Here is a 26,601-nt window from a genome sequence, read left to right as displayed (position 1 = left end):
TGCAGCTAATTTTTAGCGGCAACAGTATTTAATTGATTAAATTTATTAGTGTATTTAGCCTGTTCAATATCTATGTCTCGTTAACTACTAGGTTTTATCCTTACTAAGAAACCGGCAAAAAAATAGCTGGGAACAAAAATTGTACCCAGCTTATACTCGTTTCTGGGGAGAGACTAAAAGTATAAATTAATGCTATTTCGCCCGACCGAAATAGCATTAAGGCATGGATAATAGGGACCTATAAATTATCCATGTCGACCTTAAAACAACGATTCACACACAAGCAATGACAACGCTGTCATTTAATAATCTACCGAATATAGAACGAGATTTCTACATTTTTTTTATGTTTTGACACAGGTTTGCAACAATAGACATTAAAAACAAATAATAACAGTGGCTTAATTGCTTAAATTAAGCTTAATTGGCTTAGTAATAACCAAGAATATTGGCATCTAGTGGTAAAGAAAGGATTGAATGAAGTAAAAAGCTTTAAGCAAAAGAATCTTATGCTAAATATGCTACTAATAAAAAAGGCATTATTTCAATATATGAAATAATGCCTTAATACGCGCGATACAATAAGATTAAGCTTTAGCCATGATCTCAGTGCGTGCTAGACGGTTAACTTGGTTTAACGATGCTAAATGACCATAGATAGGACCTAGTAAGCCGCGCTTTCTAAGTTCTAAGTAATCTTCATCTGACAATTCATTTAATTTAGCTTCATCAATTAAGTATAAGCCATTGATGTTGCGCTTCTCACCCGCTACATCAACCGTTAATGTTTGGGTTGTTAGTAACTCTTTTTCAGCCAAGAAACCAAGAATGTTGCGGCTTGCTTGATCTTGCTCAAAATGCGCGATTAAGGCTTTTTTGCGGTTTTCTAAGTAAGCAGACTCTTGCTCACCTTCAAATAATGCTTGGCCTTCAGTCTTGCTGACTTCAGCAGCAGATTCGCGAATACCAATCCATACTTTGTCTTTTACTTCTGGGTTAAGTACTAATCCAAGTGGATAGTCACGGACAACAGCAGGGATATATAGTCCTTGCCACTTGCCATCTTTAATACTCAGGTTTTGACCAGGCTTAAGACCTAACATAGCAACAGCTTGGAATTCACCGCTATCAGTGTTTTTAACGAATACAATTGGGTATTCTGTAGCTGCACGAGCAATCTCATGCAAAGTTACTGGAACAATATGTTGATCTGCAACGTGTGCAAAATTAGTTGCGGTAATTTTTAAATCACCGTGCTTTGCGTGTTCAAGTAACGTAATTTGGTTAGACATCTTGGCTCCTTCAGGCGCTTCTAATCAATAATGATATACATAAAAATAGGGATTCAAATCCCTTTTGTTTTAAACTTTTGCTAGTAGATTAAAATAAAAAATCCCAAAATCTTTAGCTGATGACTTATTATAAAGCCCACTATCATTTAATCTGCAGCTTACGTTACCGTATCAAGCAATAAAGTACCACTAGCTATTCGCTGATATTTCACCTAAATCGTGCCAACTTTCATCTATAAGTATAAATTTCACTCAACTGGGTTCTAAGTTTATTAATCCTGTAGCTAAACCTTTTGTAAACCGTAACGGTTAATTTTATCAAGCAGTGCTCGATGCTCTGGTAAGTCTAGCGCCAGCTTGTGGCCTATTTGCTGTATTTTATTGGCCTGCTGCTGGGCACTTTTAAGGTACTGCGCCTCGAGCGACACGTTTTTTGTTTGATAATGCATCCCGTATAAGACATACAGGTAATTATCAATATTAAACACTTCGTAGCGTGAGAATAGATCATCGGTTATCGGGCTAAAGCTCTGCCATAATTGCAATTTTTGTTGCAAGGATTCAGGTATCGTTTCAGGCTTTTGATTATCTAACCAAAAATCACTGTCAGTTCTATCTGAAATGCAATAATGCAACTTAGCAAACTCCACTACTCGCTCCCACGCGTAACCTATAGTGTGATTAAAGCGCTCAGACAATGCTGGCATTTGCGCCAGTGTCTGCGGTAGTCGCTTAGCTAAGTAACCGGCGGCAAAATCAGTTAATAGTATTGAGGTTGCCTCGATTGGCTCTAAAAAGCCTTGTGCTAGGCCTAATGCTACACAGTTTTTTGCCCAAAACTGTTCGCGGTAGCCCACTTTCATGGGGATTTCACGATGGTGTAACTGGTTTAGTTTTCCGCCCAAATAACGGTTAAACTTTTGCTCAGCTTGTGCGCTTGTCATGTGGTTATCAGAATACACAAAACCAGTACCGCGGCGCTCTGGCAAAGCGATATCCCAAATCCAGCCTGCTTGATGCGCTGTGGCAATGGTAAAAGGGGCAATCGCTTCAGTAATGTCTGTCGGCACTTGGGCAACAATGGCTTGATTCACCAATAACTGATGGGATTTATCCACAAAGCCGACGTTAAGCTTTTTGGCTAACAAAATGGACTCAAAGCCACTGCAGTCGATATAAAAATCAAAAGCTAACTCGCCGAGCTTATCAGTTTTTAAGCGGCTGATATTGCCTACATCATCTATTGCGGCATCTAACACATTGGCTTTGATATGCTCAACGGCATATTTACTTGTGGCGTTAGTGGCTAATAATTGGGCAAATTTTGCCGCATTTAAATGATAAGCATAACTCACCGAGCCAGCGTATTCGGGGGTGGTGATGGATTTAGGTGCCTTTAATGCCTCACAAATATAATGCTGAGGTGAAACCATTGCACTATAAGCCATATCCTCAGTGGCGGTTTGGTTCCAAAAGGCGCTTAAGTCATCGCCTAATGGGCTTGGTACATCAAATAAGTGATGGTAGCGATTATCTGCGCCATGTTTGGTTTTATCGAGCCAGTTTCGAAATTGGATAGACTGCTTGAAGCTCACATCACACTGCTGAATAAACTCGGTTTCGCTTATTCCAAAGCTTTGTAATGACTGCCTAATCGCAGGTACAGTGCCTTCACCAACACCAATGGGCGGAATATCAGGAGACTCGATTAACGTAACGGACACATCAGCCAATGATTGCACCGCTTTACCAATATGATTTGCAGCAAGCCAACCTGCTGTGCCACCACCGATAATAACAATCTTCTGCACTTTCATATTACGCCTCTTAACTGTTAACTGTAGATAAGTCGCTAATTGGATTTTAACCGTATTTACCAGTGGAAAGTTAAAATCAAAAAGCCTAGCAAGTGCTAGGCTTTTTATGCTTCTAAATCAGATTAAAAACGTAAGTTTAAACCTAACTTATAACGAGCTTCACCTTCAAAGCTCCATGCTGGGTAACCACCTTTTAGCTCAGGCTTAACGTCAGCATCATCAGGTGCAACACCTAATTGAACACTGTCTTCTTCAAGTAAGTTAACTACTTCAAATGTGATACCTAAGTAATCAGTGATATTGTAGTTAGCACTTAAATCAAGTGTACCGAAGTCTTGATGTTCACGGTTACCGTAGAAACCTGGTAACTCACGCATCATGTATTCACTACGCCAGTTATAAGCAACACGTGCTGAGAAGTCATCCATCTCGTAGTAACCAACTAAGTTAACAGTGTGCTTAGAAGAGTCAGAAAATACGCTAACTTGATCAGGGTAGTTCTCAGCTGCAGCATCAGAATCAGCAAAGGTATAGTTAGCAGAGTAACCAAAGCCGTTGTCAAAACCATCTTGGATTTGCAGCTCTATACCTTGGATTTGACCGCCAGTACCATTTTTCTTCGTTGAAACAGTCCAGTTATCTTCACCTGAATTAGGATCAACAATACCAATGCTTTGATCTAGCTTCTGCTCTGAGGTGATAAAAGAGCTGATATCTTTGATAAAGTAAGAAGCACTCATTAACCCGTCAGGACTGAAATACCATTCCACACCTAAATCAGCTTGAGTCGCTTTAAATGGCTCAAGGGCGATATTACCGGTACTAACCACTTGGTTACCTGCAACGTCATCGTTGTAACCTTGCAGTGCCGAAGCTGCAAACATATCAGCATAATTAGGACGTGAAATCACTTGTGATGCTGAAGTACGGATAATGACATCTGGCGCCACATCAAATGCAACGTTGATACTTGGCAATACGTCATTATAACTTGCATCTTTAGTGCTTAAGTTATCGGCATAAGTACCATCAGCTTGCAGCGCGAAATAATCAGATGATGCATCTGTTGATATATAACGTAAGCCGAAGTTACCGCGCATACCGTCTGACTCAAAATTAGCCATTAAATATAACGATAGGTTTTCTTCGTTAATGGTGCCGTAGCCAGCCTTATATACGGTCCCTTCTGTCGAGAAACCATTAATTGCAGCCTTAGCATCACGTAACATGGCATCCATATCTGGCTTAGGTAAGGTATAACCTGCACCCGATGAAATTTGACCACTGTAATATGCTGATGCATCTTTTGCTGCTATATCAGCATTAACGATTGCAGGTAAAGTTAACATGCTAACATCATGATCTGCATAACGAACACCTGTTTTGAATGAGGTAATCGCACCTAAATCAGTCGGGATAGTAAAGTCTAATTGTGCGTAAGTTTCTTCATCTGAGTTTGGCTGCTTTTTAAGTGCCCAACCTGCAGGGGACAATTGACCACCAAAGTCATCTGCGGTGAAGTTTTTATTAGCAACATCTATTTTGATGATTTCACCAGTCGCATCATAAGTACCAGCATAATCAGCAGCGGTACCTAACCAGAAACCATAGTTAGAAGTTAAATCAGTACCACCTTCAGACTTGGTGTTACCCACACGACCTTCTACTTTAAACATGTCATTTTCGTAATCGAAATTGAAATCGTAAGTATTTGAGTCCATGCTAGCTTGGCGCGCCCAAGTTTGTGCCCAACCTGGGTTTTCACCATTACCATCACGGCGATAGAAAGTACAAGTGCCTAAAGAGTTACGCTGTTCACACGCTTCATCTTTATCATCTGGGAACATCACGAATAATGAGGTATTTGCGTTGTTCGCTTTCATGTCCAGACTCATAATGTCTAAACCGAAATTTAAATTATCTGTTGGGCTGTATTGGAATGAACCGTTAATAGCAGTACGTTCACGTTCTTGCTCAAACGTAGTCGGTACGATATCGCCCCAACCAATTAACGACTCAATACCATTACGTTGGTAAGTCGTTTCTGAACCTGCTGCAGAAATTAAGAAGCCAAAGTTTTCATCTTCATTTTTCCAGCTGTATAAACCTGATAATTCAGGATCTGTTTCTTCAGAAATTGTACCGTAGTCGCCTTTAGCACTAAGGAATACAGTATTGGCATCTAAATCTAATGGCTTGCGGGTTTTAACGATAACGGTACCGCCAACACCACCTTCAGGTAAATCAGCCTGAGACGATTTATATACTTCAATTCCACCGACCATTTCTGATGGTAGTAAACTGTAGTTAAAGCTTCTGTCAATTGACTGTTGATCGTACCAACCGGTAGATGCAACTGAATGGCCGTTTAATAATGTACGAGTCAAGCTGCTAGAAGCACCACGAATCGAAACACCTTGGCCTTGACCAAATTGACGGCTCACAGCCACACCTGGTATACGCCCTAATGACTCACCCACGTCACCATCAGGAAATTTACCGATATCTTCAGCCGTTACCGCATCAACAACAGAGTTAGAAAAACGTTTATCATTAACTGAAGCCTTCATCGAGGCACGCATGCCTTTTACTTCAATTTTTTCGATATTTTCTTCTGTAGTTTCAGCATCTGCTGCAAACGCAGCAACTGAAACCATACTGCCAAGTAGGATAGCAATGTTAGTTGCTAAAACATTTTTCTTAAAATTAATAGGTCGCATCTTCATTTCCCTTCCATAACTTTATTATCGTTTTTGGATACATAACCATTCCAATCGGAATGACAACGCTGTCATGTCTAGAGCAAACATTACACAATATTTAACAGTCTTGCCACAACAAAATAACTTTATTGCAGACAAAATGTGCAAAGCCAGCTTATATAAAACAGATGCAAACACAATTAATAACTAAAAATCAGACACTTAAATGTTGACGATGTTTGTATCAAATTAAGAACAAATAGACTTTAAAGTGAACTCATCCAACCAGAAAAGTAATTCGAGATTGCCTATTAGGATAAAAATCAGCACTATTAGAGTTAAATCGGCTTAGCTTTTGTTTTTACCTACAATATTGATAACCTTCATTTGGGGATGATTGTTATCAATATAAATACAATGCTAAGTTCATCGCCTGAGTTTAAGAGTTAACAAATAATGAAAGTAACCATAAATGATGTTGCCAAACATGCTGGCGTATCAATTAAAACCGTTTCACGGGTCACCAATAACGAATCGTCAGTCAGACAAACCACGGTCGACAAGGTCAATGCAGCAATTAATGAGCTAAATTATCAACCTAACTTAGCAGCAAGAAATCTAGCAAGCACAAAATCCTATGTTATTGGTTTTATTTATGATAACCCCAATGCTTATTATATTATTGATATGCAGAACGGTATTCTTTCTGCCTGCCAAGATAAAGGCTACGAGTTGTTGATCCACCCTTGTAATGCTACCTCTGACACAATTTGTGATGAACTAACCAAAATGGTCAAACACTCTCGGCTATCGGGTTTAGTGCTCACCCCACCAATGTCAGAAGACCCGAAGATACTTGCAGCACTTGATGAAATAGATGCTAATTATGTAAGAATTATTGCAGGCGAAAGCACTGATGCAGAAAATGGGCTTACTGTACTTGTCAATGATAAACATGGCGCTTTAGAAATCACCCAACACTTAATTGATATGGGTCATAGTGATATTGGATTTTTAAGTGGCGATCAGCAGCATGAATCAACCAAAGAGCGTTTAGCAGGGTTTAAAGATGCCCTTGAGCACAATAATCTTAACGTGAATAACACCTGGGTTTTGGATGGTAAATACTCTTTCGAATCTGGGGTAGAAGGTGCCAATAAATTGATTAACTTAACCAAACGGCCTACGGCAATCGTCGCCTGTAACGATGAAATTGCCGCAGGAGCTTTATTTGCTGCGCGTTTAGCTGGGCTTGATATACCAAAAGATTTATCCATTGTAGGATTTGAGGATAGCCCCTTCTCCCGACAGACGTGGCCCAAATTAACCACAGTGCATCAACCAAACGTGAAAATTGCCAAAGTCGCCACTGAACTGTTAATCGCCAATAGCAAAGAAACGACTGAGAAAAAATCGATGGTATTTACGCCTGAGCCGGTTATTCGGGACTCATCAAGCAAACCATGATGGCAATAGTGAGCTTATAATTTATCCCCAATAAAAAAGCCTCAATAAATTATTTATTGAGGCTTTTTTAATTTAATCTATTGTAGATTAAACAGCATCTTCGTTTTCTTCGCCAGTACGGATACGAATAACACGTTCAATATCGGTTACAAATATTTTTCCATCGCCGATTTTACCCGTACGAGCAGTATCAACAATAACCTCAATGGCTTGGTCTAATTGCTCATCTTGAATAACAAGCTCGATTTTTACTTTCGGTAAAAAATCGACCATATACTCAGCACCACGATATAATTCAGTGTGACCTTTTTGACGCCCAAAGCCTTTCACTTCAGAAACCGTCATGCCTGTTATACCTATTTCAGCTAATGTTTCACGCACATCATCTAACTTAAAAGGTTTAATAACGGCTTCTACTTTTTTCATTTATCCACTCCATTCACAGGCAATATGGTATATAAGCTAATCTACGAGTTAATAGATTTTAAGCTATATCGTTAAAATACAATACTATTTATTATACTACGCTAAAGCGCTTTAAGTTTCTGTAGCTATTTTACGTTAATTTTAAAACGTGCTTTTCGTGCAATAAATCAATCCCTGTCTATACTCAATATGCGCTGCAGGATGCAGCACTTAATAAACAAGGATTGTTAGATATGAATATTCACTATTATCGTCGTGGCTTTAATTTAGTCGAGTTAATGACAACAGTAACCGTTGCCAGCATATTATTGGCCATTGGTGTACCCGCCTTAAACTCAGTTCAACTTCAAATTAGAGCTAAAAGTAATATCAGCACTATTCAACACTCACTTAAATTTGCTAGAAACATGGCCATTAACTACGGTGCAAGGGTAACTGTGTGCCCATTACTTGATGGAAAATGCCATAAAAACTGGCAGGATGGCTACGCCATCTTTGTTGATACAGGCAGCGTTAATCAATTTAACTCTGGTGACATTCTCTTAAAGCAGATTGGCGCTTTTCATCGCGAAGATATCATTCAATATAATCGTAACGGAGTACGTTTTTTGCCTGATGGTTTAGCTTCAGGTACTAATGGTACCCTAACTTATTGCCCCGAAGCTCACGATAACCCTTACTCTCAAGCAATCGTGATTAATCAAGCAGGTCGTGCCAGATATTCAACCAAGAAAAACATTCAGTGCTCAATTCTGTAGCACACTGAAAATGGGGGGTATCTAAGAAAATACCCTTTTAAAATCAAGCTTGATAAGTCTTTAATTACTGAAATTGACTAGATTATCACTTATACTAATTAAACATGTAACAAGGATTATAATCATGTTAAAAATTAGAAATGGTTTTACGCTTATCGAGCTAATGGTCACAGTAGCCGTCGCGGCAATACTATTAACGGTTGGTGTGCCTTCATTAATATCAGTTTATGAATCTGTCAGAGTAAACAATAATGTTGGCAAGATTCATAACATCGTTGCTTTTGCACGCAATCAAGCCGTTAGCTACGGTGCTACCGTGAACATATGTCCATTTGCTAGTGCAACCACTTGTGGTGCGACTACAGATTGGAGTAACGGCATTCGCGTTTATATCACCGATGGAAATAATGTTAATCATGAATTAAGAGCTATTGATGGTTTTAACAGTCAAGATATCGTAAAAGGCCCAGCATCCAGCCTTTCCTTTACCGCTGAAGGCATGGTTGATACAGGCAGTGGCAGTATTATCTATTGTCCTGGTGCTAAAGATGCTGATTCAAAGAGCGTAAATGTCAGTACTAGTGGCTTAATCTCTTATGGCGTTGATGCGCTATCATGTTCGTAAATTTAATACTTCTGTTACAGATATTTATAGACGCTTAAAAGAAAAAACCTAGAATTATTCTAGGTTTTTACGAATCTACCTTATCTTAATGTCTTTTTATCAACCCGTTGAGCTTTTTCGCTAGCAAAATCTTGCGCTAACGGTACACACTCTTCAACACCCTTAATAAAATACTTTTTCCCTTTATGATCTGCACGCTGTTTACCAATTAAAGCCCGTGCTTTTAGTTTTACATCTTTAGCATTCCAATGAAAAAACACCACTTCATCACCTTTAGTGGAGCTAGTAATAAAACATTTATAATCTTGCTTAGCTGCCTTTACAGGGCTTACTGCTAGCATAGATAACATACAGAAACTAATACTAATAAGCTTTATCATTTCCAACACTCCGATGACGGGCCTTTGACCCCTGCACTTGTTAAGGTAATCGTAGTACATGTCGAATCAAGGGTCGCTTGTCGACCTTTCGCAGTTGCTGTAATGGTAAAGCTATCGGTACCAGTAGAAGCAACACTATAGTAACCACTTTCAGTTATAAACGGGCTTGCATCTAAGCCTAGCTTGGACATATCTGTAGCATAAGCACGATTGTCAAAATAATACTGCTCTTGTAAATTCGCCACTCGCATGACGGCAGCAACCCCTTCAGAGCGGCCACTTTTGGTTATAAAGCTGGTATAAGATGGGTAAGCAATAGAGGCCAAAATACCAACGATAACGACTGTGATCATCACTTCTATTAAAGTGAAACCATTGTTACAAGATTTAATCATTTAGCTCTACTCTTCAATATGGTAATAAATTCGATTAGTATTTAAACTGCTTCCTAAAGGTGCCGTTCCTTTACATTCACCATTTACACATTCACCTTTACCTACACCGATAATATAAGCAATAGCCTCTTCCCCATCTTCAGGTTTGGGTATGATGATTTGAGGTGTATCGGGAACCCGCTCACCTACATCATAATAGAGTTCACTATAGGTTCGGGTTCCCTTTTGAAGGCCAAATACATATAGCCGTCCTTGACCACCAAATCCACAAACACCCAACTCAAAACTGATTTCTCCCTCTTGAGGCGGTATAAAAGAGGTAAAATATACATTCCCATCAAAAATCAAAGGAGAAGATAAACTTTTCTCACCTGTATTTGTGAAGTCATAATACCAGCCCCGCTTAGCTCCAAAAACCAACTGTTGTTCCTTAGTGTCTGGAGATGCGGAAGTTACATTATACAAATCAGTAACATTTAAAGGATCTGGGATATCAAGGCCACCTGTACCATACTGATTAGTCACAACATGTCTATCTTGCAGTACAAAGAACATATCATCAGTTACAGTGCCTAATGGATTAGTTCGATTTCCAGAACCAATGGCTACTGCATCATATGGAATAGTTTGATAACTTATCTCACCATTAGTACTATGAATATTATTAAATTGAGTCTGTGCAATAGTTGGTTCGGCAAAAAACATCAGATTATCTGGTGCAGAACCGCTGCTTAAGGCCGCGAATTTAAATATAGACCAAGTTGATTTATCAGCTGATGGCATGTCCATACGCCAAACATTTCCACTAATATCGGACGCGTAAATCCGATCTGTAACACCATCATTATTACTATCTAATATTGCAACTTTAGCTGCAATGCTACTCATATCGGTTGCTGTAAACGTTTTTATTAGTCCGTCAAGTGGCCCATTATCTGCATCAACGATATAAATAGCCTCACCTGTACCTGAGTCGGTAGCCATACCGCCGCCAAATATCAAAACCGGCTTATCTATTCCAGGAACAAAAGTAACGACAGGCTCAGACCATGTTTGGCCTAATTCTTCAAAACCTGACATACCAGACGTTAACTGCCACTTAAATGAAGGATTATCAGGGTTAGTCACATCTAAAGCATAATATGACGAACCACCACGGCGCATTCCAAAAAATGCCCAAGCTTTTGATAGTGCACCTGAAACATTCAGTTCGGTATAGGCAACTGGAGACAAATCCATTCCATAAACACTATGAACCCCTGTAGGATTGTTCTCCCTTAATACAGGCACGTTGCCCCATAACTCTTGAGGGATGAAAGCCCAAGACTCTGATACCTCTCCAACAGAGAAATCATCACTGCCGCTATCCGAGTCTTTAAACATATGCACTAACCCTTGGTTTGTCCCAACTAAGATGCGAACATCTAAATTGGAGTCACTACTACCATAATTTAATGCTAATGGTTTTGAATGTAATGGATCGCCCATGACATCAACACGGGCTTCAGTATCATTATCGTTATTGTTATCGTCATCAACATCGACCCCATATAACCAATCTAAATCAGATTGAGAGTAAGTCGATGCGAAACTTGATGCATCAATACTTGTCAGGCCACCACTATTAGTGAGTATTTTTCTGTTTTTGAGAGATGTCCTTAAAGCAGGTAATACGCCGCCAGCATTAACGTTGTTTCCATCTTTCAAGGCTTCCGAACACGTGTTCCAATAAGTGCAGGTATCATCTGCAATGTTACCGTCAGTATCGATCGCATTATTTGTGCCACCAGGTCCAACAATTTCACCGGCACTATTAACTTTTAATTTTTTAAGGTTACCTGTCCAGCGAGGCCCATCGCCAGGGTTAAACATTGCAAAATAAGCGGAATTATAGGTTTGGGTTTTATCAAAGTTGTTACTGGCAATGCTTGGGGAAGTGAACGAGGTATTAATTTCAAGAATATCCACTAATATGTCACTGATCGCAGCCTGAAGCGATAGGCCACTAGTTGCTCTAAAATAACCAGTTGAAACACCGTTTTCATCTCTTGGGCTTCCCGCTCTAAAAGCCGCTTCTTCAAGGAGAGCCGCAGCAGAGTCAGCACCTGCAGAAAAACCAATAGTATATAACTTTACCGTTTGTTTATGATCTATACCTTTGGCATCTAACACACCCGGGACTACATCATTATTGGCCATGTAAGCAGCTAGAGCAGGCAAGTAACTATCTTCATCATTACCATTACCATTTTTCGCATTAAATGCAGTGTAAACGGCGGCCGGTTCTAAATCTTTAGTAAGCGCTTTTACATAAGCATCTGCAGATCGGTCTTTAGAAGGAGCGCCATCGGTAATATAAATCACATAAGCTGTATCTGGACATGTCTTTAAAGGTGAAGTGTAATTACCTGCTGAAATTATGCTTGGTGGAGTGTTGGCTTCATAACCCTTCTTTTTATCATTCTTATCAGCACTATCCTTATTGCCAAAGGTTACAGGGCCACCACTAAAGTAGCGATAAGCCTCAAAAAGCGTTTCGCAAAGTGGCGTGTTGGTATAAGGAATTAAATTATTGACTGTGTTTATGAGGTTCTCTTGATTAGTAGAGGTCATTTCTTCAACTGCAGAAATTATTCTGCCACCATCTGCACCGCCTTCACCTGGATTTTTATTGAATATGGCTAAACCTGCATCAATAGGGATATTTAAATCCGTGAGTGCGGATTCAAACGCATCCTGAGCGACACTCATACGAGACCCCGTACCTCCACTATTTTGTCCTTCTGTAGTGGTAGTAACCCATTTATACCAAACTAGATAATGAGCTGTATACAAGGTAATGGGCTCAGCAGGAACCGCGGCCATTATCTGTTCACTGTTTTCTTGACTATCTGTATACATCTCGTTATGAATAGGGAATCCAGCATCATATGGAGTATATTTATTGCCTTGTTTTTCTTCCCCTGGATTTAAAGCATCTTTTTCTGTTATATCTTGAAGACAATCGACAATCTGACCTTGATTAAAGCCATTATTTTCGGCTAGTGAAACCCAACTTCCGGTATTACCTTTCGACTTGTATTCATACAAATAGCCGGTATAGCGCCCTCTTTCTTCTAAAATTGCAATAGAGCTATTACAGTTGTTGTTAGCTGCATAAAACCTACGTGCATCATTTGCGTCATCTGGTGTCGGTGCACTGGCATTATCAAGACCATTGGTGGTCCAATACAGGCCTTTGTCATTAATGTAACCAGAGTAACTATTTAAATAAGTCTCGAATCCATCAGCATAACTGCAATCTCCATTAGCTTTCTTTTCAGCGGAGCAATATGGAGATACCGTGTCTTGATCTTCAGTCCCCATACTGCCAGAATTATCAAAAATGAATAAAACCTGCGGACGCTTGCCGGATTTTACACTTGAATTAACCAGATACAGCTCAGTATCATCCGCAAAAGTAAATGCTGAAATAATGGTTGATGCGGTTAGTATAGCTATGACTATTTTATTAAACATAATATTAGTTTCCTGTAAGCTTATCCTGCTCATCACTGTTATAACTGAAGCTATTCATCTACGGCAGTACTTGCTGCTCTACACCTGATGCAACTGTCAGAGAGCCTAGACCACCTCGCCCATATGAAACTGTGCTGGTAATCTGTACTCTACGGCAACTAATTAAATTTGCCCCTGACGCTCTTGAAGTCCGTTGACAAGCAACATCCTTAACCGCTCCTTCAGGTAGCGGAGTAAGTTTCTGTGTAGCTTCAAATTCTGCTTCATCAGTTACGTCCAGTAAGTTGGCAAAAGGCGCACCAGAGTAATTATCAATCACTTGTGCCAAGCCCCCATCAGCAACAGCTTTAGCTTCGATTCTTTCAGCTCCGGCCCCTGCCATTCTTAATGACTGGGTTGAATTAACGGCCAGCGCGACCCCTATCACGGTCATAATAATTAATACTATGAGCGAGAAAAATAATACGATTCCTTGCTGTTTTTTCATCACAAGATTTCACCTAATTACGAATGAGTACTGGATTTTCCAATACCACAGTTGTTGACATAACTTTACGTCTAAAATTATCATTCGGAGCGGTTATCTCTTTATCGCCTAATTGATAAGTTGTTTCATTGGTATAACTTCTATCCGCCTGAATAGAGCGAACTAGAATAAAAATTTTCACTGCGACTAAACGCTGAAACGATTCGTTATCCCACATATTTGATAACACATCTGACTCCGCTAAGTAAGAATCAGGCGTACTATCGCCATCATCATCAAAGCCATATAAGAAACGGATATTTTCTATTCCTTCAACTAATTGCTCTTGGTTAGTCATGCCATTTTTAGTAAGTGTTACCCTTCGCAGTAACGGGATGCTGTCGGCATCATCAGCGATATAGTAAACATGGTGCTGATATTGCCACTCTCGGGCGTTAGTTAATGTTTTAGCAGGAGCAGCGCCTTTATAAAACACGGCTTCACTCGTATTAGCAGAAACATATATATCACCTTGATTAGCCGGTGCAGGTGGTATACTGGGGCCAACAAAACGCTTAATCTGAATAACATCGGTACCAATTTTCACATTGGCAGTGCCAAGGCAGGTTAATGTCTCTGTCGCACTTGATGTTTGTTCATAGCCCCATAAGCGTCTAAAGTGAGACGGTTGGCTGTTAGGTAATGTCGCGTTATTTAAACCAGCACCTTCACAATCAGTAATTGCAACTAAGCCTTCAATTGTAGTATTAATACCTAAAATAAAATCTGTGCCGGTTAAATCGCCCAAAAAGCCTAACTGGCTAATATCGCGCTCAAGAATAGCTAGTGCAATTCGGCCATTTTCTTGGAGCTGATTAAATTGACTGGTTATCGTTACATTGGAAGATGACATGCTAAACATGGTAAAAACACCCAAAGTTAAAAACAAGCTAATCACCATGGCAATCATGAGTTCAACTAAGGACATACCTTTTTGACTCAGGTTTAATATATTTTGTTGATTCATTTAGATAATCACTGTTTGTACAGAATAGAGACGACGTCTATCATTGGCTGTTCCGCAATCATCTGTATCACCTGCATCAGAGGTTTTACGGATCCCTTTCCATGACATGATCACATTGACCGTATTATTATTAACAATAACGCATGCTGTTGCTGTGTCTAAGCCACCCACATTTTGAGTGCCAATAACTTCATCTGCGCCAGTAAAAGATGATCGCCATTCATAGAGATCCCACGCAAGCATGTCAGCGGTGTCACAGGTCGCAGTAGTGCAATTGGGAGGGGTACCCGCCGGAGCACCACTATAAGTTCCGGCATAATTTGCCAGTTGGCTTGGATTTAATTTCATCCGATTGATTATATCGTTGGCATAATACGAAGCTTGGGTTTGCTGAAATGATTCAAAACTGCCTCGTTTAGAAACAATATGAAGATTAAAAATCCCAATTAACCCTACAGTCAGAATCACCAGAGAAACCATAACTTCTATTAAAGAAAATCCATTCCTTTTAACAGGCATGAGTGTCAAATCTCCATTATTTGCCAATACATTGACGAATGTTAAATCACTATCTTTTTATAAATCCATCACTTAGCGGTTAATAATATCTGTTTACCTACACTTGAGCAAGATGTAACCGAAAGGTGTCTAGTTGTTTGCCAAATATAAGTAAATCGTTAACTTAGACTGTTTCAAGAGTATAGTCTATTAGTTGCAGATATAAAAAAACCGTAAACCTTTACAGATTTACGGTTTTTTAGCTTTTAGTTAGTTTGCGTGTTTATTAAGTGCTAGCGCAATTCAGCGGGAACAGCGAAGACAGTATCTTCTTTACGACCTTCAACCTCAGTGATTACCGATGGCTCAAATTTAGCTATCGCGTCAACAACTTGTTGAACCAGCACTTCAGGCGCTGAAGCGCCAGCAGTCACTGCTACTTTTTTTACATCTTTAAACCAAGCTTCATCAACATCGGCAGCGGTATCAACTAAATAGGCTTCTGTACCAGTTTTCTCAGCGAGTTCACGCAGTCGATTGGAGTTAGAGCTATTTTTTGAGCCTACAACAATCATTAAGTCTGCATCTGATGACATATTGCGCACTGCATCTTGACGATTTTGAGTGGCATAACAAATATCATCTTTACGCGGCCCTTCAATGGAAGGAAAACGTTGTTGCAAGGCCGCAATAATATCTAGCGTGTCATCAACTGATAATGTGGTCTGCGTGACGAAACATAGGTTATCTGGGTTATTAACCTTTAAAGACGCTACATCTTCCGGGGATTCAATCAAATAAACCCCACCTTCAGTGTTATCGTATTGACCCATAGTGCCTTCAACCTCTGGATGGCCTTCATGGCCAATCAGAATACACTCCACGCCTTTACGGCTTGCACGAGTAACTTGAAGATGCACTTTAGTGACCAAAGGACACGTGGCATCAAATACTTTTAAACCACGCACTTTTGCTTCTTTGCGAACAGCCTGAGAAACACCATGAGCACTAAAAATCACAATACTGTTATCAGGCACTTGCTCTAACTCATCAACAAATATAGCGCCGCGGTCTTTTAGGTTTTGTACCACGTAACGGTTATGTACGACTTCATGGCGGACATAAATCGGTGGTTCAAATAACTCTAAAGCACGTTCGACAATGCTAATCGCCCGATCAACACCAGCACAAAAACCGCGCGGATTTGCCAGTAAGATGTTCAGTTCTGGCGATGTAGGATCAACTTTAAGCATTTTAAAGTACCTCTACCACTTCAAGTTCGAAAGTTAATTTCTGACCAGCTAGAGGATGATTCAAGTCTATAGTCACTGAATCACCAGCAACTTCACGAACCATACCTGGGATTTCACTGCCGCCTGGACCACCGAAACTAACAATGACACCAGGTTCTAATGCCATATCAGCAGGGAATTTACTTCTGTCCATATGATGCACAGCATCCGGATTAGACTCACCAAAAGTATCAATCGCATCTAAGGTAAAGCTGTGCTTATCACCTTTATTCAGGCTTGAAATTTCTGATTCAAATGCAGGGCTTAAGCTCTCATCACCAACATTAAAACGAGCTGGTTTTCCTGATGCTTTGGTGCTTTCTGCCGTTGAGCCATCTTCTAAAATGATATTCATATGACACACTATGGAACGTGCAAGTTGTTGCTCAGACAAAATAGACTCCCTAACTTTCTGCCGCTTGGGTTTCGGGTTTAAACGCTTCCCAAATAATCAATGCTGCACCGATAAAAATAGCTGAATCAGCAATATTAAATGCTGGATAGTGGCTGGTTTTCCAATAGAAATCGATAAAGTCCACTACGTAACCATGCATTAAACGATCAACTAAATTACCAATGGCGCCACCAATAATGAGCGTATACGCAAGGTTGGTGCGCCACAGCGACGCTGACTGTTTACGCAGCCATATCGTCAGCAGTGTGCTAAAACCAACGGCTATGATGGTAAAAAACCACCTCTGCCAGCCACCGGCTTCACTTAAAAAGCTAAACGCGGCGCCGTAATTACGCACATAGGTGAAATTAAAAATAGGTAACAGCTGTATTGATTCAGACAGCTCAAAATTGGCTAACACCCATTGCTTAGATAGCTGATCGGCAATAAATACCAATACAGCTACCCAATACCAACGAATGCCGCTTTCTTTCCATGTTAGTGGCATCAAGCAAGTCCTTTATGCAAAGTCGCGATGTTCGCCATCGCCTTCGATGTTAGTTACGCAGCGGCCACATAATGTCGCATGAGACTCGACAGTGCCAACATCTTCGCTGTAGTGCCAGCAACGCTCACACTTCTGGGCTTCACTTGCTGCAACAACAAGCTTTAATGCAGCAAGCTCTGTTTCAATTGCATCAGCTGGCGCATCACTTAATGGGGCAACAATCGCTTTAGATGTTAACAATACAAAACGTAGCTCATCATTCACTTGAGCCAGTTTTGCCGCTAACTCTTCATCAGCATATAAAGTCGCTTCAGCTTGCAGTGAGCCACCAATACGCTTATCACGACGGGCTTGCTCTAATACTTTATTGACTTCGTTACGAACAGCTAAAAGTTGCTGCCAGTATTCATCATTTAAATCGTCAGCTAAGGTCACTGACTCTAGGCCTTGGTACCATTCTTGAGTAAACACGTATTGCTCACGTTCACCAGGAAGTAGCTGCCAGATTTCATCAGCGGTAAAGCTTAAGATTGGTGCAATCCAACGTACCATTGCTTCAGCAATATGGTATAAAGCAGTTTGGCAACTACGACGAGCGTGACCATCTGATTTAGCAGTATACTGGCGATCTTTAATGATATCTAAGTAGAAGCTACCAAGCTCAACAGAACAGAACTGCATTAGTTTTTGGGTCACTAAGTGGAAATTATATTGCTCGTAAGCTTCAATGATTTCTTCTTGTAGTGCTGCAGCGCGGCGTACTGCCCAGCGATCCAGTGACACCATATCTTCAGTAGCAATCATATCCGTTTCTGGATTAAAGCCACTTAAGTTAGCAAGTAAAAAGCGCGCGGTGTTACGAATACGGCGATATGAATCAGCGCTGCGATTTAAGATTTCATCAGAAACCGTCATCTCACCACTGTAATCAGTTGCTGCAACCCATAAGCGTAAGATGTCAGCGCCAAGCTTATTAATAACTTGTAGCGGTGCAATCACGTTACCTACTGATTTAGACATCTTACGGCCTTTACCATCAACGGTGAAACCGTGTGTTAGTACTTGCTTGTAAGGTGCTTTACCATTCATTGCCGTTGAAATCATCAATGAAGACATGAACCAGCCGCGATGCTGATCGCTACCTTCAAGGTATAAGTCAATCTCGTGGCCTTGGAATTCAGGGCGTGATGCAACAACTGATGAGAAAGTAGAACCTGAGTCATACCAAACATCTAAAGTATCAGTCACTTTACGGTATTGATCGGCTTCATCGCCAATCAGTTCACTGATCTCAAGATCCCACCAAGCTTGAATACCTTGTTGCTCGATACGGTGCGCAACGCGCTCCATGATAGAAACGCTATCAGGGTGTAATTCTTCAGTTTCACGGTTAACTAATAACGTGATTGGTACGCCCCAGGTACGTTGGCGTGAAATACACCAGTCAGGACGGTTCTCAACCATTTTTTCAATACGGCTTTGGCCCCAGTCAGGGATCCACTGCGTTTGTTCAATTTCAGATAACGCCTGCTTACGCAAGCCATGGTTATCCATTGAGATAAACCATTGTGGCGTTGCACGGAAGATAATGGGCGTTTTGTGTCTCCAGCAATGTGGGTAGCTGTGACGATATGCCACATGACACAACAGCTGGCCTTTCTCTTCTAATAAATCAACAACACTCTTATTGGCTTTGAATACGTGTTGACCAGCAAAAAACTCAGTGTCAGCTTTATAGACACCATTGTCACCAACAGGGTTTGCGACTTCTAAGCCGTACTTTTGACCAACCACGAAATCGTCTTGACCATGACCTGGTGCAGTATGAACTACGCCAGTACCAGCTTCAGTTGTTACGTGGTCACCAAGAATGGCAGGCACATCAAATGCAGAAAGAGGATGCTTGAAACGCATTAGCTCAAGCTCAGCGCCTTTTGTAGTACCGATAACCTGATGTGACTCAGCTTCAAAGCGGGTTAAACAGCCTTCAACTAGCACTTCAGCTAAAATAACGGTTTTAGTTACGCCATCTTTAACGAGCTCAACTAGGCTGTAATCAAGCTCTGGGCTTAATGATAATGCACGGTTAGCAGGGATAGTCCAAGGCGTCGTGGTCCAAATAACCGCTGAAACCGTGTTTGTGTAACCTTCAACGCCAAATTTCGCTGCAACCGCTGCGCTATCAACGGCATTAAATGCCACATCAATAGCGGGTGAGGTTTTATCTTCGTATTCAACTTCTGCTTCTGCTAACGCTGAACCACAGTCAGTACACCAATGAACAGGTTTAACACCTTTGTGCAGGTGACCGCTTTCAATCACTTTAGATAAAGAACGTACGATGTTAGCTTCAGTGCTGTAATCCATGGTTAAGTAAGGATTATGCCAATCACCAAATACACCTAAACGAATAAAGTCTTCACGTTGACCGTCAACTTGCTTAGCGGCGTATTTACGGCATTCTTCGCGAAAATCAGCAGCTGAAATCTTTTGACCTGGTTTGCCAACTTTTTTCTCTACCATTAATTCAATTGGTAAGCCGTGACAATCCCATCCAGGAATATAAGGCGCATCAAAACCTGCCATTGTTTTAGACTTAACAATGATATCTTTTAATATTTTGTTTACCGAGTGACCAATATGGATATTGCCATTCGCATACGGGGGGCCGTCATGCAAAATAAACGGTTTGCGACCAATTCGACTGTCACGAATTTTTTGATAAAGTTCGTCTTGAGTCCAACGGTCTAACATAGCTGGCTCACGATTAGCCAGATTACCGCGCATCGGAAAATCGGTTTCCGGCAAATTCAAAGTAGATTTATAGTCGGTCATTGATCCTATACCATTATTTGGGCTGATTAATCTCAACCTGCATCATTGCTAAATAAAGCTTTTGCTTCATTTACATCATTCAAAATTTGTTTTTTTAACGCATCCAGTGACTCGAACGGATGTTCATCACGGATTTTTGCCACTAATTCAACTTCCACTCTTTTACCGTATAAGTCACCAGAGTAGTCGAATAAGTGCACTTCTAATTGACAGACTTGCCCTTCAACAGTTGGCCTAAAACCAACATTAGCAACGCCTTCATAAATATCACTGCCATCCCAATACATTTTTACCGCAAACACCCCTCTAACAGGTGATACTTTGCGCTTTAATGCAATGTTGGCAGTTGGAAAACCAATGGTTCGCCCAATTTTTTGGCCGTGGGCCACTTTACCTGACAGTAACACTGGGTGCCCGAGTAAACGCCTTGCTTGCTCTAAGTTCCCTAATGCTAACTGCTCACGAACCGCAGTGGAGCTCACTCTGGTCGAACCTAAGATAAAGCTTTGGGTACTGACCACAGTAAAACCGAACTTTTTACCCGCTTCAAGTAACATATCAAAGGTGCCAGTTCTGTTTTTACCAAAACAAAAATCATCACCAACCACTAGATACTTCACCCCTAATTTATTGACTAATAAATCTTCAATAAATTGCTCTGCCGGTTGATTAGCAAAACGAGTATTAAAATTAGCACACAGAAGACGATCAATATTGAGCTCTTCTAGCAAACTAATTTTATCTCTTAATAAGCTAATTCTTGCAGGGGCATCTTGTTGGCGAAATAACTCTTGCGGTTGTGGCTCAAAGGTCATTACTACAGCAGGTAGCTGAAAGTGTTTAGCTTTATTAACTAAATTATTAATCACTTGCGCATGACCACGATGCACACCATCAAAGTTACCAATAGTGAGCACGCATCCATTATGCGAAGGTAAAATATTATGTATACCGCGAATTAGTTCCATTACGCCAAACAACTGCTACTGTAAATCGGCTGATTATATACTAGATGGAATGGATAATCAGCATTCATGATTGACGTTTCATTTTCCAAGGTTTCAGCCCCATCGCTATTAGGCTCAATAAATAAGCACTCGCTCCTAAAACAATCAGCTCGGAAAGGTTATACGCTTTTTCTACCATGGTCATATCTAACCATGCAGCTTGTTCAGGTAGTAGATAAAGTAATACAAAAACCATAGCCACTGTGGCGAGTGCTACTTTAATAAAAAAAGTTATCGTCGATTTACTAACTTTGTAGACACCGGCTAAATGTAAACCTCGATATAACAGTCCAGCATTGAGAAAGGCTGACATAGAAGTGGCAATTGCAAGTCCTACGTAGCCAAATGGAATGGCAAAAATGATATTGAACACCATATTGCTTACCATGGCGATAATACCGAATTTAACCGGTGTTTTAGTATCTTGGCGTGAGTAATAGCCCGGCGCCAATACTTTAATCATCATAAAACTCAGTAAGCCACAACCATAAGCCACTAAACTGTACGATGCCATCTCAACATCAGATACTGTAAATGCGCCGCGCATAAAAAGCACCATTAACATCGGCTGAGCAAGAATGATTAATCCCAGCATGGCTGGCATGCCCAATAATAAAATGGCTCTTACTCCCCAGTCCATAGTGTCACTAAAACCACTGCCTTTATCATCAATATGCTTTCTAGATAAAGCTGGCAAAATAACCGTCGCAATGGCAATACCAAATAATCCTAAAGGGAACTCAAGTAAGCGGTCTGAGTAGTAAAGCCAACTAATAGAGCCTGTCATTAAAAAACTGGCAATAAAGGTATCGAACAGTAAATTGATTTGCGAAACAGAAACGCCAAATAATGCAGGGATCATTAAGGTTCTGATTTTCACGACCCCACTGTGGTTCCAGCCCCATGACGGTTTTACTAAGGCATTTTCACGTAGTAAAAACGGAATTTGAAACAAAAACTGCACTAAACCACCAAAAAACACCCCTAAAGCTAAAGCGATTTCAGGCTGCTGCATCTTGGGGGCAAACACTAAAGCGGCAATAATAATGGTAATATTCAAAAATACCGGCGTAAAGGCAGAAACTGCAAACTTACCGCGGGTATTTAATATTGAGCCAGCCAGTGCGGTTAAGGTAATAAACCATAAATAAGGGAAGGTAATTTTGAGCATCATAGAGGCAAGTTCAAACTTTGCCGCATCCGGCCCATCGTTCATCCAATCATAAAACCAGCCACCAGCAAATAATGCAGCAAGTATCGGTGAGCCGATAACACCAATTAAGGTTACAACGCTCACTATGCCGCCCAAAGTACCGGCCACTTTACCTATAAGCTCACGGGTTTCAGCTGGGGTTTTGTTTTGTTGGTATTCTGTCAACACCGGCACGAATGCCTGTGCGAAAGCACCTTCAGCAAATAATCGACGTAAAAAATTGGGAATTTTATTGGCAAAGATAAACACATCGGCACTACTACCTGCACCCATTAAGTTGGCAATGACTACATCTCTAACCAAGCCAAGCACCCGAGATATCAAGGTCATAACACTGACGATAGCACCTGATTTTAATAACGATTTACTCAAGCATCACTCCAAAGCCGCACACAAGCGTTTAAATTAAGTCTGATATATCTCAAATTTTCGATTCTAATGCTGTCTATGGGGTATAAGAACTGATAGAATTGCGCCACATCTTACACGAGTTGGGTTGAAGATAACCGAGCCAGGTAGTTTTATTTGTCTTTTCGACGTTATTTCTATCATATTCATTGACAAAATGAATAAAAGCAGGCATATTCCTCGCCCTCAAAGTATTAAACCCAGTTTTAGGAGTTGCACCTTGGCTAATAGCAAGTCTGCAAAGAAGCGCGCGCTTCAGTCTGAAAAACGTCGTCAGCATAACGCTAGTCGTCGTTCAATGTTACGTACATACGTTAAAAGAGTTATCGCTGCTATCCAGAGCGGTGACCACAAAGCGGCTACCGAAGCATTCGCAGCAGCACAACCAATTGTTGACCGTATGGCGACTAAAGGCCTTATTCACAAGAATAAAGCTGCTCGTCAAAAGGCACGTATAAACGCAAAAATCAAAGCACTAGCTGCTTAATTTTAGCGATTTATATTACAAAAACCGACTTAGGTCGGTTTTTTTATACCTGCAATAAAATAACTCACAAAAAATACTCTCTCCACTTGCCCTGCCTTCAAGCTTTTACGGACATTTTTGCGCTAAATATCAAATCCATATTTAAGACATAAAAAAACGCCTTAACTCGATCTTACTGTCATCAGTAGCAAGATATTGTTAAGACGTTATAGGTATCAAAATTATTGCCATTAATGGCAGTATAAATTATCCAATACTTTTATTAGCTCACGAACTTCATCACTTTTAAGTGAATAAAACACAGTTTGCGCTTCTTTACGTGTACAAACGAGATTGTCTTTTCTCAGCCAAGCTAAATGCTGCGATAACGCAGATTGGCTTAGACCTAGTTTTTTATTCATCTCACCGACACACATTTCGCCTTCATTCAGCAAATGGCACAAAATAAATAAACGGCGTTCATTTGCCAGTGCCTTTAGCATTACCACAGCATGATCTGCTCGCTGCTGCATCATTTCTATATTCATCACGCGTTAGCTCTCCTTAATCATCACTGAGACTAATATAGCCTTCCCTAACAAATCGGGCAGCGACATGAAGCACACTTTTTGGTAGATTGTTTTTAAAAATGAGACTTAGCTAATAAAAATGAAGGAAACTCATGAAAAACTATAAGAAATCAATTTTTACAGGGATAGTTTTAGCCGCTATATCAGGCTGTCAAAGCCAGACAAATGATACCCAAGTAACACAATTACCACAGTCTGCTAACGATGTAATTAGCCAGCAACTAGCCACAAAGGCGTTATCTTCTACTTTAGGTTATGACATTGTTGAATCATTGACAGTGGAAGTCGGCCCTCGACTCGCCGGTTCCGAGAAAGATCTCATCGCAGTCGAATGGGCGATGAATAAACTCAAAAGCTTAGGTTTTGATAAGGTCTATAAGGAATCTGTCCAAGTCCCAGCTTGGTCACGAGGCCATGCTCAGGCATCAATCGTCTCACCGTTTGAGCAACCGCTGGTCATTAGCGCTCTAGGTGGCAGCGTGGCAACGCCTGAGTCAGGTTTACAAGCCCAGATAGTGCGCTTTGACACCCTTGCTGCACTACAAGTCGCCGATCCAGCATTAGTCGAAGGCAAAATTGTCTTTATTGATCATAAAACCGAGCGCCATATTAGTGGTAAAGGCTATGGTCAGTCTGTTGGCGGCCGCTCAAGAGGCGCGGTTGCTGCAGCAGAAAAAGGCGCTGTCGCTGTGGTCATTCGCTCAATAGGTACCGATCATGACCGCATGGCCCATACCGGCATGATGCGTTACAAAGATGGAGTGGCAAAAATTCCAGCTGCTGCATTGTCTGCACCAGATGCTGATATGATTAATGCCATGTTAAAAAGAGATAAGAACATCAGCTTATCACTTAACCTATCTTCAAAGAATTTAGGGGTCGCAACATCCTACAATGTTATTGCCGAGGTAACTGGCAGTAGTAAGGCTGAAGAAGTGGTGCTGATTGGCGCTCACCTTGACTCTTGGGATGAAGGCACGGGTGCAATTGATGATGGTGCAGGCGTTGCGATTGTGACTGCAGCGGCGAAATTGATTCAAGATTTACCTCAAAAACCAGCGAGAACCATTCGAGTGGTATTATATGCCGCTGAAGAAGTGGGATTAGTTGGCGGTAAGGCTTATGCAAAGCAACATGCTGACGAGCTGGTTAATCATTATATTGCCGCAGAATCTGATTTTGGCGCAGGCAAGATTTACCAAATTGATTTCAACGTTAATCCACACGTATTTGAACAAGTTAAAACTGAGCACAGTTCAATGACCATCAACGGGGTTAAGTTAGGGAACAATAACGCTTCTGGTGGCCCTGACGTGTCTATGATGCCCTCTCTAGGTGTCCCTGTGGCGTCCCTTCGACAAGATGGTACTGATTACTTTGATTATCACCACACCCCTAACGACACTTTAGATAAAATCGAACCTAACGCATTAGCGCAAAATGTCGCTGCTTATGCGCAATTTGCTTATATCATGGCGCAATCAGAACTTAACTTACGCCCATTAGCTAAAAAGGCCGATAAGAAATAATCTATCAGCCTTTTATCGCAAAAAAGCAGTTAAGGAGTTCAAACCTTAGCTGCTTTTTTATTAAGTATTTTTTTACCCGTTACATTACACTGAAACTTGTAGTGGTTACTTAATTTGCTCTTCTCTTAAAAACACTGGCGCTGCAGGTGTCGATAAGTCTTCACTGTAATAATAGCCATCTAAGTCAAATTGCTGCAATTGTGCCAATGACGTCACATCGTTTTGGATAATGTAACGCGCCATCAAGCCGCGGGCTCTTTTGGCATAAAAACTGATCACCTTGTATTGACCATTTTTGCAGTCTTTAAATACCGGGGTGATTAAAGTGGCCTTAAGTAGTTTGGGTTTAACCGCTTTAAAATACTCATTTGAGGCTAAATTAATGACGATATCATCGCTTTGATTAGCAACAGCTGCGTTAACTTCATTGGTGATTGTCTCGCCCCAAAATGCATAAAGACTTTTACCTGCGGGGTTTACCAAGCTGGTGCCCATTTCTAAACGGTAGGCTTGCATCAAATCCAGCGGCTTCAGTAAGCCATACAAACCAGATAAAATTCGTAGGTGCTTTTGAGCCTTATCGATTTCCATATCAGACAGTGAGTCAGCATCAAGGCCGGTATATACATCGCCCCTAAAGGCAAACATAGCTTGCTTGGCATTATCTAGAGTAAAACGTGGTTGCCACTGTGCAAATCGAGCCGCATTCAAACCTGCTATTTTATCGCTCACTTTCATTAAAGAGGCAATATCCATTGGCGTCAATTCACGACATACGTCAATCAATTGTTGGCTGTAATCTAGCAAAGTCGGTTGAGTAAACTTCTTGGTTGATGCAGGCGTTTCAAAATCAAGTGTTTTGGCAGGAGAAACTAATACTAGCATTGCTGATAATCCTATTTTATAAAATGGACTCTAATTTATGCTATCTATCATACTGAGCTTCATAAAAAAAACCATGCAATTACTGCATGGTTTTTTAGATTG

At 40.7% G+C, this 26,601-nt stretch carries 23 protein-coding genes; 5 read left to right on the top strand and 18 right to left on the bottom strand.

The window, feature by feature from the left end; all coding sequences use genetic code 11:
• Positions 1-587: 587 nt before the first annotated feature.
• From AB4160_RS12755 to AB4160_RS12745, 3 genes are all read right to left on the bottom strand, one after another.
• Entirely contained in the window at positions 588-1,292 is a 705-nt protein-coding gene (locus AB4160_RS12755; RefSeq protein ID WP_102439190.1) for a SapC family protein, read from the bottom strand.
• A gap of 284 nt (positions 1,293-1,576) precedes the next feature.
• On the bottom strand, positions 1,577-3,109 hold the full coding sequence (locus tag AB4160_RS12750) for a tryptophan halogenase family protein (RefSeq protein WP_372004833.1): 1,533 nt from the start codon (positions 3,107-3,109) through the stop codon (positions 1,577-1,579).
• Positions 3,110-3,231: 122 nt separating this feature from the next.
• The gene (locus AB4160_RS12745; protein ID WP_102439280.1) at positions 3,232-5,829 is read right to left on the bottom strand and encodes a TonB-dependent receptor; all 2,598 of its coding nucleotides are present in this window, start codon (positions 5,827-5,829) and stop codon (positions 3,232-3,234) included.
• A 438-nt stretch (positions 5,830-6,267) separates the two neighbouring features.
• Between AB4160_RS12745 and AB4160_RS12740 the strand changes: the two genes are divergently transcribed.
• The gene (locus AB4160_RS12740; protein WP_102475634.1) at positions 6,268-7,278 is read left to right on the top strand and encodes a LacI family DNA-binding transcriptional regulator; all 1,011 of its coding nucleotides are present in this window, start codon (positions 6,268-6,270) and stop codon (positions 7,276-7,278) included.
• 87 nt (positions 7,279-7,365) lie between these two features.
• On the opposite strand, the gene AB4160_RS12735 is transcribed toward AB4160_RS12740, so the two are convergent.
• Positions 7,366-7,704, bottom strand: a complete 339-nt coding sequence (locus AB4160_RS12735) for a P-II family nitrogen regulator (RefSeq protein ID WP_102439193.1) — start codon at positions 7,702-7,704, stop codon at positions 7,366-7,368.
• A gap of 233 nt (positions 7,705-7,937) precedes the next feature.
• Here AB4160_RS12735 and AB4160_RS12730 point away from each other — a divergent pair, with 233 nt between their 5' ends.
• Together AB4160_RS12730 and AB4160_RS12725 are read left to right on the top strand one after the other, a co-directional pair.
• On the top strand, positions 7,938-8,462 hold the full coding sequence (locus tag AB4160_RS12730; RefSeq protein WP_372004830.1) for a GspH/FimT family pseudopilin: 525 nt from the start codon (positions 7,938-7,940) through the stop codon (positions 8,460-8,462).
• A gap of 124 nt (positions 8,463-8,586) precedes the next feature.
• The gene (locus AB4160_RS12725; RefSeq protein ID WP_371999791.1) at positions 8,587-9,087 is read left to right on the top strand and encodes a GspH/FimT family pseudopilin; all 501 of its coding nucleotides are present in this window, start codon (positions 8,587-8,589) and stop codon (positions 9,085-9,087) included.
• A gap of 80 nt (positions 9,088-9,167) precedes the next feature.
• Here the strand turns inward: AB4160_RS12725 and AB4160_RS12720 are convergent, their stop codons facing one another.
• The 12 genes from AB4160_RS12720 to murJ form a co-directional block, all read right to left on the bottom strand.
• Positions 9,168-9,467, bottom strand: coding sequence for a TapY2 family type IVa secretion system protein (locus tag AB4160_RS12720; RefSeq protein WP_371999789.1), 300 nt, complete (start codon positions 9,465-9,467; stop codon positions 9,168-9,170).
• Complete coding sequence (locus tag AB4160_RS12715) at positions 9,464-9,862, bottom strand: type IV pilin protein (RefSeq protein WP_371999787.1); 399 nt, start codon at positions 9,860-9,862, stop codon at positions 9,464-9,466. Before AB4160_RS12715 ends, AB4160_RS12720 begins: the two co-directional genes overlap by 4 nt.
• A 6-nt stretch (positions 9,863-9,868) precedes the next feature.
• Positions 9,869-13,381, bottom strand: coding sequence for a pilus assembly protein (locus AB4160_RS12710; RefSeq protein WP_372004827.1), 3,513 nt, complete (start codon positions 13,379-13,381; stop codon positions 9,869-9,871).
• A gap of 58 nt (positions 13,382-13,439) precedes the next feature.
• On the bottom strand, positions 13,440-13,868 hold the full coding sequence (locus tag AB4160_RS12705; protein WP_371999783.1) for a PilX N-terminal domain-containing pilus assembly protein: 429 nt from the start codon (positions 13,866-13,868) through the stop codon (positions 13,440-13,442).
• Between the two features lie 13 nt (positions 13,869-13,881).
• Complete coding sequence (locus AB4160_RS12700; RefSeq protein ID WP_372004824.1) at positions 13,882-14,874, bottom strand: PilW family protein; 993 nt, start codon at positions 14,872-14,874, stop codon at positions 13,882-13,884.
• A complete protein-coding gene (gene pilV / locus AB4160_RS12695) occupies positions 14,875-15,393 on the bottom strand; it encodes a type IV pilus modification protein PilV (protein WP_371999779.1) in 519 nt (172 codons plus the stop codon).
• Between the two features lie 272 nt (positions 15,394-15,665).
• Positions 15,666-16,595, bottom strand: coding sequence for a 4-hydroxy-3-methylbut-2-enyl diphosphate reductase (gene ispH, locus AB4160_RS12690; protein ID WP_198589266.1), 930 nt, complete (start codon positions 16,593-16,595; stop codon positions 15,666-15,668).
• Positions 16,596-16,626: 31 nt separating this feature from the next.
• A complete protein-coding gene (fkpB, locus tag AB4160_RS12685; protein ID WP_277869342.1) occupies positions 16,627-17,058 on the bottom strand; it encodes an FKBP-type peptidyl-prolyl cis-trans isomerase in 432 nt (143 codons plus the stop codon).
• A gap of 10 nt (positions 17,059-17,068) precedes the next feature.
• Positions 17,069-17,566 carry a signal peptidase II gene (gene lspA / locus AB4160_RS12680; protein WP_102439203.1) on the bottom strand — a complete coding sequence of 166 codons (498 nt, stop codon included), beginning with the start codon at positions 17,564-17,566 and terminating at the stop codon, positions 17,069-17,071.
• 12 nt (positions 17,567-17,578) lie between these two features.
• Entirely contained in the window at positions 17,579-20,401 is a 2,823-nt protein-coding gene (gene ileS, locus AB4160_RS12675) for an isoleucine--tRNA ligase (RefSeq protein WP_102475625.1), read from the bottom strand.
• A gap of 32 nt (positions 20,402-20,433) precedes the next feature.
• The gene (gene ribF / locus AB4160_RS12670; protein WP_102439205.1) at positions 20,434-21,369 is read right to left on the bottom strand and encodes a bifunctional riboflavin kinase/FAD synthetase; all 936 of its coding nucleotides are present in this window, start codon (positions 21,367-21,369) and stop codon (positions 20,434-20,436) included.
• Positions 21,370-21,433: 64 nt separating this feature from the next.
• Positions 21,434-22,993, bottom strand: a complete 1,560-nt coding sequence (gene murJ, locus AB4160_RS12665) for a murein biosynthesis integral membrane protein MurJ (RefSeq protein ID WP_372004820.1) — start codon at positions 22,991-22,993, stop codon at positions 21,434-21,436.
• A gap of 256 nt (positions 22,994-23,249) precedes the next feature.
• Here murJ and rpsT point away from each other — a divergent pair, with 256 nt between their 5' ends.
• Positions 23,250-23,516: a 30S ribosomal protein S20 gene (gene rpsT, locus AB4160_RS12660; protein WP_076542960.1), complete on the top strand. Its 267-nt coding sequence runs from the start codon at positions 23,250-23,252 to the stop codon at positions 23,514-23,516.
• Positions 23,517-23,746: 230 nt separating this feature from the next.
• Here the strand turns inward: rpsT and AB4160_RS12655 are convergent, their stop codons facing one another.
• The gene (locus AB4160_RS12655; protein WP_076542961.1) at positions 23,747-24,043 is read right to left on the bottom strand and encodes a metalloregulator ArsR/SmtB family transcription factor; all 297 of its coding nucleotides are present in this window, start codon (positions 24,041-24,043) and stop codon (positions 23,747-23,749) included.
• Positions 24,044-24,177: 134 nt separating this feature from the next.
• On the opposite strand from AB4160_RS12655, the gene AB4160_RS12650 reads away from it, so the two are divergent.
• Positions 24,178-25,614: a M20/M25/M40 family metallo-hydrolase gene (locus AB4160_RS12650; RefSeq protein WP_372004818.1), complete on the top strand. Its 1,437-nt coding sequence runs from the start codon at positions 24,178-24,180 to the stop codon at positions 25,612-25,614.
• A gap of 105 nt (positions 25,615-25,719) precedes the next feature.
• On the opposite strand, the gene yaaA is transcribed toward AB4160_RS12650, so the two are convergent.
• The gene (gene yaaA / locus AB4160_RS12645) at positions 25,720-26,499 is read right to left on the bottom strand and encodes a peroxide stress protein YaaA (protein WP_102475624.1); all 780 of its coding nucleotides are present in this window, start codon (positions 26,497-26,499) and stop codon (positions 25,720-25,722) included.
• Positions 26,500-26,601 lie beyond the last annotated feature (102 nt).

It is taken from the genome of Shewanella sp. 10N.286.51.B8 (genome assembly GCF_041469325.1).
Taxonomy (GTDB): domain Bacteria; phylum Pseudomonadota; class Gammaproteobacteria; order Enterobacterales; family Shewanellaceae; genus Shewanella.
Note: the sequence above shows the minus strand (reverse complement) of the source record. Positions and strands in the feature narration are given on the sequence as shown.